The sequence below is a fragment of the Kineosporia babensis genome (genome assembly GCF_021129305.1).
In the GTDB taxonomy this organism is placed as follows: Bacteria; Actinomycetota; Actinomycetes; order Actinomycetales; family Kineosporiaceae; genus Kineosporia; species Kineosporia babensis.
The window spans coordinates 477138-495252 of sequence record NZ_JAJOMB010000001.1; the positions used below are offsets into that span (position 1 = coordinate 477138).

General features: G+C 69.4%; 17 protein-coding genes. 8 read left to right on the plus strand and 9 right to left on the minus strand.

Annotated features, from left to right (window positions below):
- The first annotated feature begins 17 nt into the window (after positions 1-17).
- Entirely contained in the window at positions 18-812 is a 795-nt protein-coding gene (locus tag LR394_RS02180) for a hypothetical protein (protein ID WP_231438610.1), read from the plus strand.
- Positions 813-880: 68 nt separating this feature from the next.
- On the opposite strand, the gene LR394_RS02185 is transcribed toward LR394_RS02180, so the two are convergent.
- Positions 881-2332, minus strand: coding sequence for an aspartate aminotransferase family protein (locus tag LR394_RS02185; protein WP_231438611.1), 1452 nt, complete (start codon positions 2330-2332; stop codon positions 881-883).
- Positions 2333-2369: 37 nt separating this feature from the next.
- Between LR394_RS02185 and LR394_RS02190 the strand changes: the two genes are divergently transcribed.
- Positions 2370-3440 carry an FUSC family protein gene (locus LR394_RS02190; protein WP_231438612.1) on the plus strand — a complete coding sequence of 357 codons (1071 nt, stop codon included), beginning with the start codon at positions 2370-2372 and terminating at the stop codon, positions 3438-3440.
- A gap of 133 nt (positions 3441-3573) precedes the next feature.
- Here LR394_RS02190 and LR394_RS02195 read toward each other — a convergent pair whose 3' ends face one another.
- From LR394_RS02195 to ligD (LR394_RS02210), 4 genes are all read right to left on the minus strand, one after another.
- Entirely contained in the window at positions 3574-4536 is a 963-nt protein-coding gene (locus LR394_RS02195; RefSeq protein WP_231438613.1) for a type IV toxin-antitoxin system AbiEi family antitoxin domain-containing protein, read from the minus strand.
- A gap of 66 nt (positions 4537-4602) precedes the next feature.
- Positions 4603-5178: a molybdenum cofactor guanylyltransferase gene (gene mobA / locus LR394_RS02200; protein WP_231438614.1), complete on the minus strand. Its 576-nt coding sequence runs from the start codon at positions 5176-5178 to the stop codon at positions 4603-4605.
- Positions 5175-6110 carry a non-homologous end-joining DNA ligase gene (ligD, locus tag LR394_RS02205; RefSeq protein ID WP_231438615.1) on the minus strand — a complete coding sequence of 312 codons (936 nt, stop codon included), beginning with the start codon at positions 6108-6110 and terminating at the stop codon, positions 5175-5177. Before ligD (LR394_RS02205) ends, mobA begins: the two co-directional genes overlap by 4 nt.
- An 18-nt stretch (positions 6111-6128) precedes the next feature.
- A complete protein-coding gene (ligD, locus tag LR394_RS02210) occupies positions 6129-7109 on the minus strand; it encodes a non-homologous end-joining DNA ligase (RefSeq protein WP_231438616.1) in 981 nt (326 codons plus the stop codon).
- 195 nt (positions 7110-7304) lie between these two features.
- On the opposite strand from ligD (LR394_RS02210), the gene ku reads away from it, so the two are divergent.
- The 6 genes from ku (at position 7305) to LR394_RS02240 (ending at position 14107) form a co-directional block, all read left to right on the plus strand.
- Complete coding sequence (ku, locus tag LR394_RS02215; protein ID WP_231438617.1) at positions 7305-8198, plus strand: non-homologous end joining protein Ku; 894 nt, start codon at positions 7305-7307, stop codon at positions 8196-8198.
- 129 nt (positions 8199-8327) lie between these two features.
- Positions 8328-10376, plus strand: coding sequence for an MFS transporter (locus LR394_RS02220; protein ID WP_231438618.1), 2049 nt, complete (start codon positions 8328-8330; stop codon positions 10374-10376).
- 200 nt (positions 10377-10576) lie between these two features.
- On the plus strand, positions 10577-11812 hold the full coding sequence (locus LR394_RS02225) for an MFS transporter (RefSeq protein ID WP_231438619.1): 1236 nt from the start codon (positions 10577-10579) through the stop codon (positions 11810-11812).
- Positions 11813-12254: 442 nt separating this feature from the next.
- The gene (locus LR394_RS02230) at positions 12255-12707 is read left to right on the plus strand and encodes an ATP-binding protein (RefSeq protein WP_231438620.1); all 453 of its coding nucleotides are present in this window, start codon (positions 12255-12257) and stop codon (positions 12705-12707) included.
- Positions 12704-13621, plus strand: coding sequence for a SigB/SigF/SigG family RNA polymerase sigma factor (locus LR394_RS02235; protein ID WP_231438621.1), 918 nt, complete (start codon positions 12704-12706; stop codon positions 13619-13621). The genes LR394_RS02230 and LR394_RS02235 overlap by 4 nt, the downstream gene beginning before the upstream one ends.
- 9 nt (positions 13622-13630) lie before the next feature.
- On the plus strand, positions 13631-14107 hold the full coding sequence (locus LR394_RS02240; RefSeq protein WP_231438622.1) for an SRPBCC domain-containing protein: 477 nt from the start codon (positions 13631-13633) through the stop codon (positions 14105-14107).
- A gap of 8 nt (positions 14108-14115) precedes the next feature.
- On the opposite strand, the gene LR394_RS02245 is transcribed toward LR394_RS02240, so the two are convergent.
- From LR394_RS02245 to fbaA, 4 genes are all read right to left on the minus strand, one after another.
- Positions 14116-15405, minus strand: coding sequence for an adenylosuccinate synthase (locus LR394_RS02245; protein WP_231438623.1), 1290 nt, complete (start codon positions 15403-15405; stop codon positions 14116-14118).
- 64 nt (positions 15406-15469) lie between these two features.
- Positions 15470-16483, minus strand: a complete 1014-nt coding sequence (locus LR394_RS02250; protein WP_231438624.1) for an NAD(P)/FAD-dependent oxidoreductase — start codon at positions 16481-16483, stop codon at positions 15470-15472.
- A gap of 5 nt (positions 16484-16488) precedes the next feature.
- Entirely contained in the window at positions 16489-16926 is a 438-nt protein-coding gene (locus LR394_RS02255; protein ID WP_231438625.1) for a DUF3151 domain-containing protein, read from the minus strand.
- Positions 16927-17029: 103 nt separating this feature from the next.
- The gene (gene fbaA / locus LR394_RS02260) at positions 17030-18052 is read right to left on the minus strand and encodes a class II fructose-bisphosphate aldolase (protein WP_231438626.1); all 1023 of its coding nucleotides are present in this window, start codon (positions 18050-18052) and stop codon (positions 17030-17032) included.
- Between the last annotated feature and the right edge of the window lie 63 nt (positions 18053-18115).

Here is an 18115-nt window from a genome sequence, read left to right on the forward strand (position 1 = left end):
GAGCGAACGGATTCGCCATGTCTGCCACCGAGTCCAGGTCACGCCTGTTCCCCTTGTCCGCTGCCCTGCTGAGCGGCGCCCTGCTGCTGAGCGGCTGTGGGGGCGGCGACGAGCCGTCCGCCGAGCCCACCAGCCCCTCCACCGCGGCCGAAGCCTCCGTGGAGTCCGCCGTGCAGCAGGTCTCCGACGGACCCTACGCGGGCCTGCGGCCCGGCGAGATCCTGGCCCTGATGCAGGAGACGTACGGCAAGGCCAAGTCGATGCGGGTCGAGGGCAAGGCCAACATGGACGGCGAGCGGGTCACCCTCGACCTCCAGATGAACCGGGCCGGCCGGGCCAAGGGCACGGTCTCGACCGAGAGCGAGGGCGCCTTCGCCCTGCGGGTGATCGGTGACCAGGGCTGGCTGCAGCCGGGCGAGGACATGATCAACAGCATGTCCGCGGGCGACAAGGCGGTGCAGAAGTTCCTGGCCGGCAAGTGGCTGGCCTTCTCCACCGACACCGACGGGATGTCCGAGCAGTTCCAGCTGACCGACATCGACGCGTTCTTCCAGGGCATGTTCACCCCGGAGGACATCGCCTCGGAGAATCTCTTCCTGGCTCAGAAGACGAGCAAGTTCGACGGCCGCGAGGCGATCGGGCTGAAGAAGAAGGGCGAGTCCGGAACGGTTTTCGTGGCCGCCGACGGTTCCGGGGAACTGCTCGCCTTCACCGACTCCGACGGCAGCCTGCGCTTCACCGGCTGGAACCAGAAGGTCAAGGTCCGTAAACCCGCCGAAGCCAAGGTGATTGCCGAGAACGACTGGTCCTGAACCAAACTGCTTCAAACCAAATGGGGGACGTTGTACGCGCCGCGCGCACAAACGTCCCCCATTTGGTTCTAAAGGGTTTGGGAAACTTCGGCCAGGGCCTCGGTGAGCAACCCCAGGCCGTAGCGCGCCTCTTCGTCGGTGATGTTCAGCGCGGGCACGACGTGGGTGCGACTGCCGTTGATGAACGGGATCAGCCCACGGCTCATGCAGGCTTTCGCCAGGGCGGCCATCGGCGCGTTGGCCGCGCCGCTGGCTCCGGCCGGCACCAGCGGCTCGCGAGTTTCCTTGTCGCGCACCAGCTCCACCGCCCAGAAGGCGCCCAGGCCGCGCACTTCACCCACGATCGGCGAGCTCTCGGCGAGCCGGTGCAACTCCGGCCCGACTACCTCGCGACCCAGCCGATCCGCGTTCGCGATGAGTGAATCGTCCTCAATCACACCGATGTTGGCAACGGCAGCGGCACAGGCCAGAGGATGCCCGGAGTACGTCAGCCCACCCGGGAACGGCCGCTGCCCGAAGGTCGCCGCAATCCGCTCGCTGATCAGCACGCCGCCCAGCGGCACGTAGCCCGAGTTCACGCCCTTGGCGAAGGTGATCAGGTCGGGCGTGACCTGACGGCCGAGATTGGGCTTCCACTCGCCGGGCGCTCCGGTCGGGGCCTCGTTCGCCAGCTCGCAGGCGAACCACCTGCCCGCGCGCCCGAAACCGGACATCACCTCGTCGGCAATCCAGAGAATACCGTGCTTGTCGCAGATCTCGCGCACCCCGCGCAGATATCCGGCCGGTGGCACCATGATTCCCGCGGTGCCGGGAATGGACTCCAGCACGATCGCGGCGATGGTCGACGGCCCTTCCAGCGCGACGACTTGCTCCAGGTGCTCCAAAGCCCTTGCACATTCCTCCTCTTCGGTGGAAGCGTGGAAGGCGGAGCGATACAGGAACGGCCCGAACGTGTGAACAATGCCTTCGCTGCCGTAATCGTTCGCCCAGCGCCGCGGATCGCCGGTGAGGTTGATCGCGGTGGTGGTGTTGCCGTGGTAACTGCGGTAGCGGCTGAGCACCTTGCGGCGGCCGGTGTGCACGCGGGCCATCCGCACGGCGTTCTCGATTGCGTCGGCGCCGCCGTTGGTGAAGAAGACCTTGCGGAACTCCTCGCCGGGAGCCCGCTCGACGATCAGGCGAGCAGCCTCGGAACGCGCGTCGTTGGCGTGCTGTGGGGCCACGGTGGCCAGCCGGGCGGCCTGGTCGGCGATCGCCTGGGCGACCCGGGGTTCGGAGAAGCCGATGTTGGTGAAGACGAGCTGGCCGGAGAAGTCCAGGTAGGGCGTCCCGGCGCCGTCCCAGAGCCAGGAACCCTGCGCGCCGTCGGGCGTGAACGGCTGCCGGCCGTCCTGGGCCAGCCAGGAGTGGAAGACGTACTCCAGATCGAGTTCCAGTGCCCGCTTTGCCCTTTCCGCCCGTTCGGGATCGAAGGGGACCGAGGGTGCGGTGGACGGAAGCTCTCCTCGCGTGCTCGTCATGGTGGCAGGGTAAGGGTTTGACCCCCAGGATTGATCCGTGATCAGAACCTCGGGTGCGGCGGTGCGAAGTGGTGTCCTGCGGGTCCGGACGAGTTCGTTCGCGATCTTCCAGTGCGGGATCGCCGCGGCGGTGGCCTGGTTCTTCGCGGAGAACGTGCTGAACCACCCCAAGCCGGTGTTCGCCCCGATCGCGGCCGTGGTCTGCCTGGGCCTGTCCGACACCCAGCGGCTGCGGCGGATGATCGAGCTGGCGCTGGGCGTGACCATCGGGGTGGGGATCGCCGAGCTGCTGGTGAAGGAGATCGGCAACGGCTGGTGGCAGATCTCGTTGGTGGTGCTGATCTCGATGGCGGTGGCGAAGCTGCTCGGGGGCGGCCCGCTGATGACCACCCAGTCGGCGGTGCAGGGTATCTTCCTGGCCGCGCTGCCACAGACCCCCGGCGGCGGGCTCTACCGCTGGGAAGACGCCCTGATCGGCGGTACGACCGCGCTGCTGGTGGTGGCCTTCCTGCCGGCTGATCCGGGCCGGTTCGTGCGCCAGGAAGCGCAGGACCTGATCCGGGTCCTGGCCTCGATCTCGTCCGAGTCGGCCGCGGTGCTGCGCAGCGGAGACGCCGAACGGGCCGACGCTGCCCTGGAACGGGCCCGGCTCACCCAGGACGACATCCAGGCCTGGACCGACGCGCTGCGGGGCGGCGAGGAGATCAGCCGGATCTCGCCGCTGCGCCGCCGGCATCAGCCGGAGCTGCAGCGGTATCGGCGCGGCCTGGTCGGGCTGGACCGGGCGACCCGGAACATGCGAGTCGCCGTGCGCCGGATCGCCGCCGCCCTGGACACCGGTACCCCGCTGCCCGCCGAGCTGGCCGACGTGTTCGACCACCTGGCCGAGATCCTGCGGATGCTGGAGGGCGAGGTCGGCATGGCTCCCGAGCGCATGGTCTCGACCACCGCGCTGGCGGCCTTGGCCGGGCGGCTGGACCCGGGGCAACTGGGTGCCGACTCGCTCTCCGCCAACGTTGTGGTGGCCCAGCTGCGTTCGGTGGTGGTGGACCTGCTCGGCGTCGCCGGCATGGACGAACACCAGGCCCGCACCCTCCTGCCGGGCTAAGGCTGCGGCTGGGGGTGGCGCTAGGTTCACCAGCCCTGGTCGCATTCACCAGCGCTGGTTGCATTCACCAGCCCTGGTCGCGTTTGCCAGCGCTGGTTGCGTTGGAAGCGTTAAAAACCTGCTTCTACCGCGACTAACGCTGGTGAAGCTGGAGTTGAGAAGGAGGCTGGAGCGGGAGGAGGGAGCGGTAGGTGGCCAGGAAGGGGGTGGGGTTGTGGTGGTCCTGCATGGTGAAGCGGACGACGCGCAGGCCGACCTCGCGCAGTGCGTCCTCCCGGCGCTTCTCTTTCCAGAGATCTTCGCCGGCCAGGTACTTGATCCGCCCGTCGGCCTCGATCACGATCTGGTTGGCCTCGTCGAACAGGTCCACCCGGTAGATCCCCCGCCTCGTCCTGATTCTGACTTGCGGTTGCACCGGGGGCAGACCTGCCATCATCAACCTGGCGCGGGCCAGGGACTCCAGCGGGCTCTCCGCCCTCGGATCGGCGTGACGCACTGCCCAGCGCACGTTCTGAGCTCCAGGCGCGGCGATCTGCTCGGCGATACGCCGCTGCAGCACCGGTAGGTCGCAGTGCCCCCGTGCGAGCGCAGCGTCGGCAATGGCCAGGGCCCAGGGTCGAGGCCAGTGCCGCCCGCAGTCCCAGACGGTGCGCGGCGCGCTGGTGACTCTGATGCCGTTGGCCAATGTCAGCACGTCCTGCTTGGACAGCCAGGCCCGGCGGACCAGCGCGCCCTCCCCCGGGCCGGTCTCACCCCGGTTCAGAGTCGTCCGGGGCAAGGTCGAATAGACCCGCGCCGGGGGCCGGTTCAGCGGAGTCGGCAGATCGAGCAGGACGGCGGCCGAGAACGCGCAGGCGACGGCCTCAGGTCGCACCCGCTGGTCGGCCATCACCTGCAGGATGTGACGTCCCTGAGGGGCCTGCTCCTGCCAGGCTGCTGCGGAGGTGTACACCCCGCGGCGGAGACGTACGAGGTGCTGCCGCTGCGCGGCTCGGGCCAGTTCGCTCTTGGCAAGTCCGGCCGTAACCGCTTCCTGGGTGGTGAAGACCGGGCCGAGCAGAGCTGTCAGTTCCTCGAAGGCGGTGTTCTCGAGCATGGCAGAACGATGCTGCACGGCGTCGGACTGCCCGCCAAGTTATCCACAGGCCACGTTTGTCGCGGGTCAGGGGTGGGCGCGGAGGGCGGCGAGTTGCTCGGGGGTGTCGCAGTCGGTGGAGGCGCCGAGGTCGGGGACTTCGGTGATGGTGAGGGCGCGGACGAGGGCGCGCATGGGTTTGCCGGGTAGGGGGGCCAGGTCGCGCAGGGCGGTAAGGAGGGCTGAGGTGCGGTAGATGGCAGCCAGTGGCTGGCGGTGGCCTTCGGCGTCGCGGAAGAGGGCGGCCTCGGCGTCGGTGGTTTCGAGCAGGACGTTGAGCAGGCGGTCTACGTCGGCGGGGGTCAGGTGGGTCAGGTCGGTGGCGAAAACGCCGGTGAACGGGGTGACTTCGGGGTCTAGCAGCTGGACCCCGGCCATCAGACCGGCCAGGGGGCCAGTGCCCGGGGGGTCTTCACGCGTCCATTCGACTGCGCGCGCGGTGGGGCGCGGTTCGCCCACCACCACTGTGCGCACGGCCGACGAGGTGGCTGCCAGAACGCCGTCCAGCAGGGGGATGCCGCCGACCAGCAGGGCGCCCTTGTCTACGCCACCGAGCCGCTGACCCGTACCACCAGCGAGCACTACCGCAGCCAGATGCGTCATGAGGTAGGCACTTTCGGCCCGACCCCGGTTGCCCCGCCGGAGGGGAGCGACGAGGCCAACGGGTCGCCGACGTCCTCAATTCGTTCCAGCACGTCGCCGAATTCCAGCTGGAGCAGCGAACCGGGGTCGGAGAGCTCGTCCCAGGAGCGCGGCGCGGCGGCGGTGGGGCGCTCGCGACCGCGCGGGGAGAACGGGCAGATGGTGGTCTTGGCCCCGTTGTTCTGGCTCCAGTCCAGCAGCACCCGGTTCTTGCGCAGGTTCTTGTTCATCCGGGAGACCACCAGACGCGGCAACGACTTCTCCAGTTCCTCGGCCAGGCGATGAGCGTAGTCGCTGACCGTGGCCGAGTCCTGTTTGCCGGAGACCGCGGCGTACAGCTGCATGCCCTTACCCCCGGAGGTGACCGGGTGGGGGTCCAAGCCGTCCTCCTGGAGGCGCTCGCGCACAGCCAGAGCGACCTCGGCACACTGCGGCAGGCCGGCCGGCGGACCGGGGTCGAGGTCGATAACCAGCAGGTCCGGGTTCTTCGCGGCGCCTCGCGGGCCAACCCGCCACTGGGGTACGTGCAACTCCAGCGCCGCCAGGTTGGCCGCCCACATCAGCCCGGCCAGATCGTCGATCAGGGGGTAGGTGACCATCTCCCGGTCCTTCGTGCTGCCCGGGGCGGGCAGGGTGACGTCGCGCAGCCAGGAGGGCGCGCCCCGCGGCACGTTCTTCTCGAAGAAGGTGGGGCCCGCCTCTACCCCGTCGGGCCAGCGCTTACGGGTGGCCGGACGATCCCGCAGGTGCGGCAGCAGCAGGCCGGCCACCCCGGTCAGGTAGTGCAGCAACTCGCCCTTGGTGGTGCCGGTGGACGGGTAGAGCACCTTGTCCAGGTTCCTCAGTCGCAGCGTACGGCCGCCCACCTCGACCAGTTGTTCCTCGCCCGCCACCCAGGCCTCCTCGAGAGATCACTCGTACCGGACGTCCTCTGGTTCAAGATCGCTGCGGATGCCCCGGAAGACCGGCTGCCGCAACCGGCCGCCCTCGGTCCGGCCCAGGTGCCGGGCGTCCACCACGACCACGGGCTCGACCCAGGTCGTACCCCGGGCATCGGCCCGCGGCACCTCTTCGGAGAACGGGGGTTTGTCCCGCTCCAAGGGCTTCAGCAGGCGGCGTAGGGAGGCCTGCGGCCCGGCCGCGGTCAGCCCGCTGCCCATCCGCCCGGCGAAACGCAGTACCCCGGGCGCCGACCAGACCCCGATCAGCAGCGCCCCGATCTGGTTCCGGTCGTTCACCTCCGGCCGCCAGCCCCCGATCACCACCGACTGCACCCGGCGGTGGGCCAGCTTGCGCCAGTCGCTGCTGCGCGCCCCCGGCCGGTAGACCGAGCTACGCCGCTTGGCCACCACCCCCTCGAGCCCTTGCTCGAGTGTGGCCTCCAGCAGCACGTCCACGTCCTCGTAGATCGGCGAGAGCTGCCAGTGCTCGCCCGAGGCGGGCAACCGCTCCAGCGCCGCCCGCCGCTCCTGCCAGGACCGGGCCATCAGGTCCACGCCGTACATCCGCAGCGCGTCGAAGGCGATCAGCGTGGCTGGATTACGAGCCGCCAGGGCCGACGCCCGGCGCGGGTCGCTCACGTGGATCCGATCGGCCAGGGCGGTGAAGGAGGGCACCCCGTCGGCCAGGATCACCACCTCGCCGTCGATCAGCACGTCGGAATGGGCCTGGCCGATCACCGCCAGTTCGGGGAAGGCGGCGGTGATCTCCCGTTCCGACCGGCTCCAGAGCCGGACCGCGCCGTCGTGGATGTCGGCCAGCACCCGCCAGCCGTCCCACTTGACCTCGTAGGCCCAGCGCTCGCCGTCGGCCGGGAGCCCCCGATCGGGGTCCGCGGCGGTGGCCAGCATCGGGCGCATGGCGCCATCAGAGCACAGCGAGGTGTAGATCACGCACCCTCAATCCAACCTTCGGCCGAACCGATGACTTTTTCCGTCCGCCCAGGTCAGTACCGATGAAGTAGACCTGGACCCGCACCTTGACCTGGCCCGCCGCACCCCCGTCCCGCATGATTGGGGGCAGGTTCTGCGCGTGTCGGCCTTGACACGCCCGACCAGGGTCGACGGCGACTGTGAGGAGACTCCACGATGCGAGCGATCTGGAAGGGCGCGGTCTCGTTCGGCCTCGTCAACGTGCCGGTCCGGCTGTTCTCGGCGACCCAGGAGCACGACATCCGCTTCCACCAGGTCCACCGCGAGGACGGCGGGCGGATCCGGATGAAGCGGGTCTGCAGCGCCTGCGGCGAAGAGGTGGCCTGGGACCAGCTGGCCAAGGGCTACGAGGCCGAGGACGGCCGGCTGGTGGTGCTCACCGACGAGGACTTCGAGCAGTTGCCCCTGGCCACCGGCCGGGAGATCGACGTGGTCGAGTTCGTGCCCACCGGGCAGGTGGACCCGATGCTGTTCGGCAAGTCGTACTACCTGGAGCCGGACGCCCGCGCGGCCAAGCCCTACGCCCTGCTGCGCGAGGCGCTGGCCGCCACCGACCGGGTGGCCGTGGTGAAGGTGGCGCTGCGCCAGCGGGAGTCGCTGGCCGTGCTGCGGGTGCTGGACAAGGTGATCATGATGCAGACCCTGCTGTGGCCGGACGAGATCCGCGCGGCCGACTTCCCGATCCTCGAGGAGGACGTGGAGCTGCGCCCGCAGGAGCTGCGGATGGCCGCCTCGCTGGTGGACTCGATGGCCGCGGACTTCGAGCCCGAGGAGTTCGAGGACGACTACCAGCAGGCCCTGGTCAAACTGGTGGAGGCCAAGCTGGAGGGAGCCGAGCCGGCCCCGGTGGAGGCCGGTGAGGAGTCCGCCACCGAGGTGGTCGACCTGCTGTCGGCCCTGCAGGCCAGCGTGGACCGGGCCAAGGCCTCACGGGGCGAGAAGCCGGAGAAGAAGGCCCCGGTCAAGAAGGCCGCCCCGGCGAAGAAGACGGCCAAGAAGGCCCCCGCCAAGAAGACGGCAAAGAAGACACCGGCCCGCAAAACCGCGTGACGCTTCAACATTGGTAGCCGACTGTTCGCAGTTCGACAGTTGGCGGGCGAGTCGTACTTGTGGCACAGTCACCGAGAGTCGGCCCCGGTCGGTCGATCACCGGACAGCTGGGTGCGAAGGACGGCAAGTGTGCTCAATCCGGTGCGGCGAGCGCTGCTGGTGCTGGCAATCTGCAGTTTCGGTCTCGGCACCGGCGAGTACGCCGCCCTGGGCCTGCTTCCGGACATCGCCCGCGACCTGGACATCACCGCCACCCAGGTAGGCAACCTGATCTCGGCCTACGCGCTGGGCGTGGTGATCGGGGCGCCGGTGCTGGCCGCGGTCTCGGTCCGGTTCCCCCGCAAGGGCCTGATCATCTCGCTGGTCCTCGCGCTGGCGGTGGGCAACCTGCTCTCCGCGGCGATGAGCGACTTCTGGAGCCTGCTGGTGATGCGGTTCCTGGCCGGGCTGCCGCACGGCGCGTTCTTCGGCCTGGCCTCGGTGCAGGCCGCCAACCTGGTGCCGCGTCACCACCGCAGCCAGGCGATGGCGATCGTGTTCGCCGGCCTGACCATCGCCAACGTGATCGGGGTGCCGGCGACCACCTACATCGGCCAGAACACCTCCTGGCGGGTGGTCTTCGTGCTGGTCGCGGCGGTCGAGCTGCTCGGCGTGCTGGGAGTGCTGGCGGCGGTGCCGCGCACCCGGCGGGAGGAGGCCGGGCCCTCGGACCTGCGCAGCGAACTGCGGGCGTTCAAGAACCTGCAGATCTGGCTGGCGCTGGGGATCGCGATGGTCGGCTGCGGCGCGATCTTCTCCACCTTCAGCTACATCGCCCCGATGATGACCGAGGTGGCGGGCTACTCCCACGCCAGCATCACGCCCCTGCTGGTGTTGTTCGGCCTGGGCATGACCTTCGGCAACCTGATCGGCGCCCGGCTGTCGGACCGCTACGAGGTCAGCAAGGTGGTCTACGGCGTGATGAGCGCCCAGGTGGTGGTGGCCGGCGTCTTCTACTTCTCGGCGGGCAACAAGATCGCCTCGGCGGTGATGATCTTCCTCTTCCCGTTCTGCAACACCATGGCCTTCCCCGCCCTGCAGAACCGGATCATCAGCATGGCCGGCGGCGCCCCCAACCTGGCCGCCGCGAGCATGCACGCCGCCTTCAACATCGCCAACTCCCTCGGCGCCTGGCTCGGTGGCCTGACCATCGCCGCGGGCATGGGCTACAACTCGCCGAACCTGGTGGCGGTGGGCCTGGGCGTGGTGGCCGCAGTGATCGCGCTGTATGCCGCCAGGATGCAGAACTCGCTGGTCCGCAGCGTGGGACCGACGCTGGGCGACGTGCCGCCGGCCAACAACGGAATGCGGCTGCCGACCGGGCGGATTCCGGTGGTCGGGATGAACACCAACCCGATCCCGCTGGACGGCTGGTACACCAACACCGGCCAGATCCCGATGGTGCCGTTCAGCACCGGCCAGATCCCGCAGGTGTCCCAGCGCACCGGCCAGGTTCCGATGGTCCCGTTCAGTACCGGCTCGATCCCGGTGGCCGCCCGCACCGGGCCGCTGCCGGTGGCGCGCCGGGCCGGGGGCCGGGGACCGGTGACCGGGCAGATCCGGGTCGAGGACCAGCACCCGATCACCGGGCAGTTCTCCGCGATGGACCCGACGCCGGTCCCGACCTTGGGCCCCAAGGTGAGCCCGCAGCCCCACCCCGCACCAAACCCCCACACGGCGCCGAACCCCAACCCCGCGCCGAACCCGGACCGTCAGCCGAACCCGGACCGTCAGCCCAGCCACAGCCATGAGGCCCGGGCAAACAGCCAGATCCGTCCGAACAACGATCCCGGTCAGAGCAACCAGCCCGGTCAGAGCAACAGGCCCCGGACGAACCCCGAGCCGAACCCCAAACCGTCCCGCTGGCGTCCGATCGCAGCCCCGAGAACCGTCACCGTCGAGGTCCCGAAAGACGAAGAAGACGAACCGGACGCCGAACTCCCTCAGAACGCCGAACTACGGCCGAGCACCGAAACACCCCGGGCCGCCGAGGCTCCCCTGAACTGGGACCAAGCCGGCGCGAGCAAACCGAACCGCCCGCAGCACTCCTCCCCCAGGCACGGCCCGAGGCCTCCCGGCGGTACCGAGCCGGCCACAAAGCCCCAGCCCCCAGGGATCTGGCCACGTAGTCGCCCCTGAATGCCGGAATACCCGCCTCGGCGACCAGTTGTACTCTGATGGACAGCCAGAGGCGTCCGCATCGTCGGCAGATTCGACGGTTGGGCTCAATGATGCCGCCCCGCAGATTGTTCCGTATCACCCGATATCGCTCTCCCATAGAGCCGTAACGGGCTACTGCGCCCTGGCCGCCGACAAGCAACGAAAGGGGCGGCAAAGCCGTGTTCACTCCGGTCCGGCGAGCGCTACTGGTTCTGGCGATCTGCAGTTTCGGCCTGGGCACGGGCGAGTTCGTCGCCCTCGGCCTGCTGCCGGACATCGCCGCCGATCTCGACGTGAGCGTTCCCCAGGCGGGCAACCTGATCTCGGCCTACGCCATCGGCGTGGTCGTCGGCGCCCCGCTGCTGACCGCCGCCAGCGTCCGCTTCCCGCGCAAGGGCCTGCTGGTCAGCCTGGTGGTGGCGCTGGCCCTGGGCAACCTGCTCTCGGCGTTCATGCCGGACTTCTGGAGCCTGCTGGCCATGCGGTTCCTGTCCGGCCTGCCGCACGGCGCGTTCTTCGGGGTGGCCGCGGTGCAGGCCGCCAATCTGGTCGCGCAGAACCGGCGCAGCCAGGCCATGGCGATCGTGTTCGCCGGCCTGACCATCGCCAACGTGGTCGGCGTGCCGATGACCACCTACATCGGCCAGAACACCTCCTGGCGCCTGGTGCTCGCCCTGGTCGCGGTGGTCGAGCTGATCGGCGTGCTGGGGGTACTGGCGGCGGTGCCGCGCAGCGAGCGGATCGACCCCAGGTCGCCGGACGCCCCGCATCTGCGCAAGGAACTGAGCGCGTTCAAGAACAAGCAGATCTGGCTCTCGCTCGGGGTGGCCACCATCGGCGGCGGCGCCACCTTCGCCACCTTCAGCTACATCGCCCCGATGATGACCGAGGTGGCCGGGTATGCCGAGTCCAGCATCACGCCCCTGCTGGTGCTGTTCGGCCTGGGCATGACCTTCGGCAACCTGATTGGGGCCCGGCTGTCGGACCGCTACGACAGCACGCCGGTGATCTACAGCGCGATGGCGGCCAACGTGGTGGTGGCCGGCGTGTTCTACTTCGCCTCGGGCAACAAGATCGCCTCGGCCGTCCTGATCTTCCTCTTCCCGTTCTGCAACACCATGGCCTTCCCCGCGCTGCAGAACCGGATCATCAGCATGGCCGGCGGTGCCCCCAACCTGGCCGCCGCGAGCATGCACGCCGCCTTCAACATCGCCAACTCCCTCGGCGCCTGGCTGGGCGGTCTGACCATCGCCGCGGGCTACGGCTACAACTCGCCCAACCTGGTGGCTGTCGGCCTCGGTCTCCTCGGGGTGATGATCGCGGTGTACGCGGGGCAGACCCAGGGCTCGAGCGTCCGGGTGGTCCGCACCACCACGATCGGCGGGCGTAGTGCGGAAGAAGCACTGCATCGCTGACGCAAGCTCAAACCGAATGTGGGACGTCCTTGGTCACCGGGGGCGTCCCACTCGCGTTTGCGTTCATGATCACGAACGCCGGGGCGATGCTTGAGTTTTCATGCATCGCGGCCGATTCGTACCAATAGAACCATTTGCAGCACTGCCCGCTCGCTGCACTCCGGTCGACAAGCCGTGGATGTGGCGAAGAAACCCGTTCGCGGGCCCGGTTTTGGCGGACGATGCGCCCCTGGACGGGCAGAATTACCTAGTAGGCCGAACGGGTGAACAGCCTCACTACTCGTGATCGGCCGAGTGAGCTGCGTAGCTTGGGCCTGCCTTGAGGTCTGGACAACTACAACTCTGAGTGCACTACCCTGTTCCGATGGTGACATTGGTATCGTTCCGTGACGAACGATCCGCGCACCGCAACGGCCAGGTCCAATTCTCGTCACGGGGGGATGTGAGCACGATTCGCGGCAGGCAACGCTCCGACCTGTTCGACCGCAACGAGCAGGCCGACGTGCCCGGGCGCCGGCCCGACGTGGTGGATCTACGGGTACCGGCCGACCCCGCTTATCTGGCCGTGGTCCGTACTGCTGCCGCCGGTCTCGGCACCCGGCTGGACCTGACCCTCGACGAGATCGAGGATCTGCGGATCGCCGTGGACGAGGCCTGTTCCCTGCTGCTGGGCGGCCGGTCCCATCCGGGCCGCACCCTGGAGGCGGCCTTCGAGGTCGGCCTGATCGGCAGCCAGCACCTGTCCGTCACCATCTCCGGGCCGGTCGCCGACCTGCCCCGGGAGGCCAGCTTCTCCTGGTCGGTGCTGCGGGCCCTGGCCGGTGACGTGATCACCGGGGGCACCAGCACGGGCGCCTGGATCAAGCTCAGCGTGCCGGGGCGGGCCGAACGGTGAGCCTCAAACCCGACGCTGACGCCCGTCTGCACGTTCTGCCCCGCAGCCAGCCCGAGATCGTCCGCCGGGTGGAACCCGAGCCGCGCGAGCATCCGGAGCCGGCGCCCCCGCCCGACCTCATCGACCTCGACGAAGAAGAGGATGACGACGAGGACGACGTACGGGACGATCCGGACGCCGCCCTGGCGATCAGTGATCCGGATCTGCACCGGCTGGCCTCGATGTCGCCGGCCCACCCGCAGTACCAGCAGTTGCGCCGCACGGTGATCGAGGCCCACCTCCCCCTGGTCCACCACCTCGCCCAACGCTTCAAAGGCCGCGGCGAACCCTACGACGACCTCGTCCAAGTCGGCACCATCGGCCTCCTACACGCCGTCGACCGCTTCGACCCCCACCGCGGAGCCTTCGCCGCCTTCGCCGTACCCACCATCGTCGGCGAAATCCGCCGCCACTTCCGCGACCGCGGCTGGGCCATGCGCATCCCCCGCCGCATCCAGGACCTCGGCCGCCGCGTCTCCGAAGCCCGCGAAACCCTCACCCACACCCTCGACCGCTCCCCCACGGTGCGCGAGATCGCCCAGCACCTGGACGTGGACGCGGATCTGGTGCTGGAGGCGCTGGAGACGGCGAGCGCGTACATCACGGTGCCGCTGCAGACCACGTCCGACGAGTCCGACCGGATCGGCAAGACTTTCGAGGACGCCGGGCTGGAGCTGGTGGAGCAGCGCGAGACGTTGCGCCCGCTGCTGGCCCGCCTGCCGGTGCGCGAACGCCGCATCCTGGAGCTGCGTTTCGGCAAGGGCATGTCCCAGTCGCAGATCGCGGCCGAGGTCGGGGTGTCGCAGATGCACGTGTCGCGGCTGCTGACCAAGAGCCTGAACATCCTGAGAAGTGGTCTCACACAGGAACTCTGAGGAACCCAGATGCAAGCCGGACAGATCATCCGCGACGCCGACGGGGTGCGGCTCGTGTTCACCCGGGACTTTGCGGTGGCCGTCGAGCGGCTCTGGCAGGTGCTGACCGATCCGGAGCTCACGGCCCGCTGGATCGGCCGCTGGGCCGGGGATCCGGCCAGTGGCGAGGTGCAGCTGTGGATGTCGGCCGAGGAAGGCACTCCGGCCGCCACGGTGACGATCGGGGTCTGCGAGGCGCCGAGCGTGCTGGCCGTGACCACCTCGGCCGACGGCAGCGACTGGCCCCTGCGGCTGGCGCTGAGCGCGGGCGACGACACCAGCAGCACCCTGACCTTCACCCACGAGCTCACCGAGCCGGTGGACGTGACCAGCATCGGCCCGGGCTGGGAGTTCTACCTCGACCGCCTCGCCGCCGTGCTGAACGGCGACGAGGTTCCGGACGACTTCGAGAAGTACTACCCGGTGCGAGCTTCCGCCTACGCTTAGGCGCAGGCCTAGGCCGGCAGCAGCGAGTGCCGCACCACCGTCTGCTCGCGGCTCGGGCCCACGCCCACGGCCGAGATGCGCTGGCCGGAAATGGCTTCCAGCGCCTGCACGTAGGCCTGGGCGTTCTTCGGCAGGTCCTCGAACGTCCGGGCGGCCGAGATGTCCTCGCTCCAGCCGTCGAAGTATTCGTAGATCGGCTGGGCGTGGTGGAAACCGGTCTGCGTCATCGGCATTTCGTCGTGCCGCTCGCCGTCCACGTCGTAGGCCACGCAGACCGGGATCCGCTCGATCCCGGTGAGCACGTCCAGCTTGGTCAGCACGAAGTCGGTGACCCCGTTGATCCGGGCGGTGTAGCGCGCGATCGGCGCGTCGTACCAGCCGCAGCGGCGCGGGCGGCCGGTGGTGGTGCCGAACTCGCCGCCGACGTTGCGCAGCCGCATCCCCCACTCGTCGTGCAGCTCGGTCGGGAACGGGCCCTCACCGACCCGGGTGGCGTAGGCCTTGACCACGCCGATCACCCGGTCGATCCGGGTCGGCGGCACACCGGAACCGGTGCAGGCCCCGCCGGACGTGGCGTTCGAGGACGTCACGAACGGGTAGTTGCCGTGGTCGACGTCCAGCAGCGTGGCCTGGCCACCCTCGAACAGCACCACCTCGCCGCGGTCCAGCGCACTGGTCAGGGTGAGCGGGGTGTCGGCGACCATCGGGCGCAGCTTGTCGGCGTACGAGATCAGCTCGTCGAAGACCTCGTCGACGGTGATCGCGCGCCGATTGAACACCTTGACCAGCAGGTGGTTCTTGGCGTCGAGGGCACCCTCGATCTTCTGCCGCAGGATGTTCTCGTCGAACAGGTCCTGCACCCGGATCCCGACCCGGCTCATCTTGTCGGCGTAGGTCGGGCCGATCCCGCGACCGGTGGTGCCGATCTTGCGCTTGCCCAGGAACCGCTCGACCGTCTTGTCCAGGGTGCGGTTGTACGACGGGATCAGGTGGGCGTTGGCCGAGACCAGCAGCTTGGAGCAGTCGATGCCCCGCGCGGTCAGGCCGTCGATCTCGTGGAACAGCACGGAGAGGTCGATGACCACACCGTTGCCGATCACCGGGATGCAGCCCGGCGTCAGGATGCCCGAGGGCAGCAGGTGCAGGGCGTACTTCTCGCCGTCGACGACCACGGTGTGACCGGCATTGTTGCCGCCGTTGAACTTGACCACGTAGTCGGCCTCGGCGCCGAGGGCATCGGTCGCCTTGCCCTTACCCTCGTCGCCCCACTGGGCTCCGATCAGCACGATCGCGGGCATCTACCGGGCTCCTTAGCTCACCCCTGGGTGTGGGGTCCGGTGGTTGATGCTACCGCGACCGGGCTCACAGGTGTTTCAGCAGGGTCTCGGCCAGCCCGTTGCCGGACATCCAGGCCTGCTCCACCCGGGAACGCGGCCCCCAGGCGTCACCGCAGACCCCGATCAGCCCGCTGCTGTCCCCGGTGCCGTGCAACCCGAACGGCTCGAGGTGGGTGCGGGCCGGAGCAGCGAACGACCAGCGGTGGATCCGGGCCCACTCGGCCTGCGGGGTGGGCTCGGCGCCGAGCACCCGGCCCAGCTCGGCCAGCATCGGCTCGATCCCCGAGCTGGGGTTCTTCAGCCGGGGCCGGGCGAAGTCGCTGGTGCTGTGGGCCACCAGCAGCGGCACCCCGTCGGCGTGGCTGCGACCGCTGTCGGCGATCCAGGTGAGCACGTCGGAGTGGTTCACGAACACCCCGTCGAACTCCGGCCACCAACGACCGGACCAGGGCGCCCACAGCGTGAGCACCGGGTGCTGACCGGAGCCGCTCACCCCAAGCCCGCTCGCCACCGAAGCCGGCAGCAGGCGCTCGGCCTGCGGATCGGGCATCGCCAGCACCACGGCCGCCACCGGTTCCCCGTCCACCGTGGGCCGGCCGTTCTCCAGCCCGACCGACTCGACCAGGTGCGCCGTCTCCACCCGTAGTCCCTGGGCCAGGTTCTCGACCAGGCCGCGCAGGCCTCCGGCCCCGGGCACGGTGGACCAGCGCTGCATCCCGTGGCTCTCAGGGCGCAGCCCCGCCTCGTCCAGGACCGAGAACTTGTCCGTCCAGGGCTGGGCCAGCCCGGCGTGCTGCCAGGCGGCCACCACGTGGGCGAACAGCGACTCGCGCACGGTGAAGTAGGGCGCCCCGATGTCCACCGCGTGCCCGACCGACAACGACGACACCGGGCCGACGTACTCGGTCTTCACCGCCATCCGGCCGCCGATCCGGCGGCCGCGTTCGTAGATCCGGACCCGTACTCCGGCGTCGTGCAGGCGGCGGGCGCAGGCGACCCCGGCGATCCCCCCGCCCACCACGACGACGGTGCGGGACAAAGGGCTCAGCGCTGGACCGCCCAGCTCAGCACGTTGAGTGCGGAGGCGGCCTCCGGGTCGCAGTCGGCCACGAACTTGGCGATCCGCTCGCGCTCCTCGTCCTCGCCGATCGCGGCGGCGGAACGGCCGAGCGCAGCCAGCGCCCGCAGGAAGCCCTGGTTGGGCAGGTGCGACCACGGCACCGGGCCATGGCCCTTCCAGCCGTTGCGGCGCAGGGCGTCCAGACCACGGTGGTAACCGGTGCGGGCGTAGGCGTAGGCCTCGATGTCGTTGCCCGCCTCCAGCGCCCGCTCGGCCAGTGCGGCCCAGGCCAGGCACTGCGCCGGGTTGGCGGCGGCCACGTTCTCCAGCGGGGCCCCGGCGGCGATCGCGTCCCGGGAGACGGAGTCGTCCGGCAGCAGGGTCGGCGGCGGGGAGTTGAGCAGGTTCTGATGCGTGGTCACGGGCTCAGTCTGCCTCAGCCGGAGGCTGAGACGCTCGTCCGGAAAACCCGCCACGCACGAAACCGGCGTGGCCCGAAACCCCGGGCCACGCCGTCCCCAGTTGTTACTTGATCTTCGTGCCCGCGCTGCGCAGCGCCTCGCAGGCCTCCTGGACCCGGGCGGCCAGACCGGCCTCGGCCAGCTTGCCCCAGGCCCGCGGGTCGTACTGCTTCTTGTTGCCGACCTCGCCGTCGATCTTCAGCACCCCGTCGTAGTTGCGGAACATGTGCTCCACCACCGGGCGGGTGAACGCGTACTGGGTGTCGGTGTCCACGTTCATCTTGATCACCCCGAAGTCGACCGCGGCCGAGATCTCCTCCGGCAGCGAGCCCGATCCACCGTGGAAGACCAGGTCGAACGGCTTGTCCTGGCCGTAGGCGACGCCGATCTCGTCCTGGATCTGCTTGAGGATCTCGGGACGCAGCTTGACGTTGCCCGGCTTGTACACGCCGTGCACGTTGCCGAACGTGAGAGCCGTCAGGTACCGGCCCTTTTCGCCGAGACCGAGAGCCTCGACGGTGGCCTTGGCGTCGGCCACCGTGGTGTACAGCTTGTCGTTGATCTCGTTGGCGACGCCGTCCTCCTCGCCGCCGACCACGCCGATCTCCACCTCGAGCACGATCTTCGCCGCCGCGGTGAGCTCCAGCAGTTCCGCGGCGATCTTCAGGTTCTCGTCCAGCGGCACCGCCGAGCCGTCCCACATGTGCGACTGGAACAGCGGGTTCTCGCCCCGGGCAACCCTTTCCGCGCTGATCGCCAGCAGCGGGCGGACGTAGCCCTCGAGCTTGTCCTTCGGGCAGTGATCGGTGTGCAGGGCGATGTTGACGTCGTAGTTCTTGGCCACCTCGTGCGCGTACTGGGCCAGGGCGACCGCGCCGGTGATCATGTTCTTGACGGTCGGGCCGGACGCGTACTCGGCGCCCCCGGTGGAGATCTGCACAATGCCGTCACTGCCCGCCTCGGCGAAACCCCGGATCGCGGCGTTCAGCGTCTGGGAGGACGTGACATTGATGGCGGGGTATGCGAACGACCCGGCCTTGGCCCGGTCGAGCATCTCCGCGTAGACCTCAGGGGTTGCAATCGGCATCTGCCTGCTCCTGTGCGGTTCGTCGCGTGCGTCTTCTTCGTGCATGCCACCCACCGCAACCGC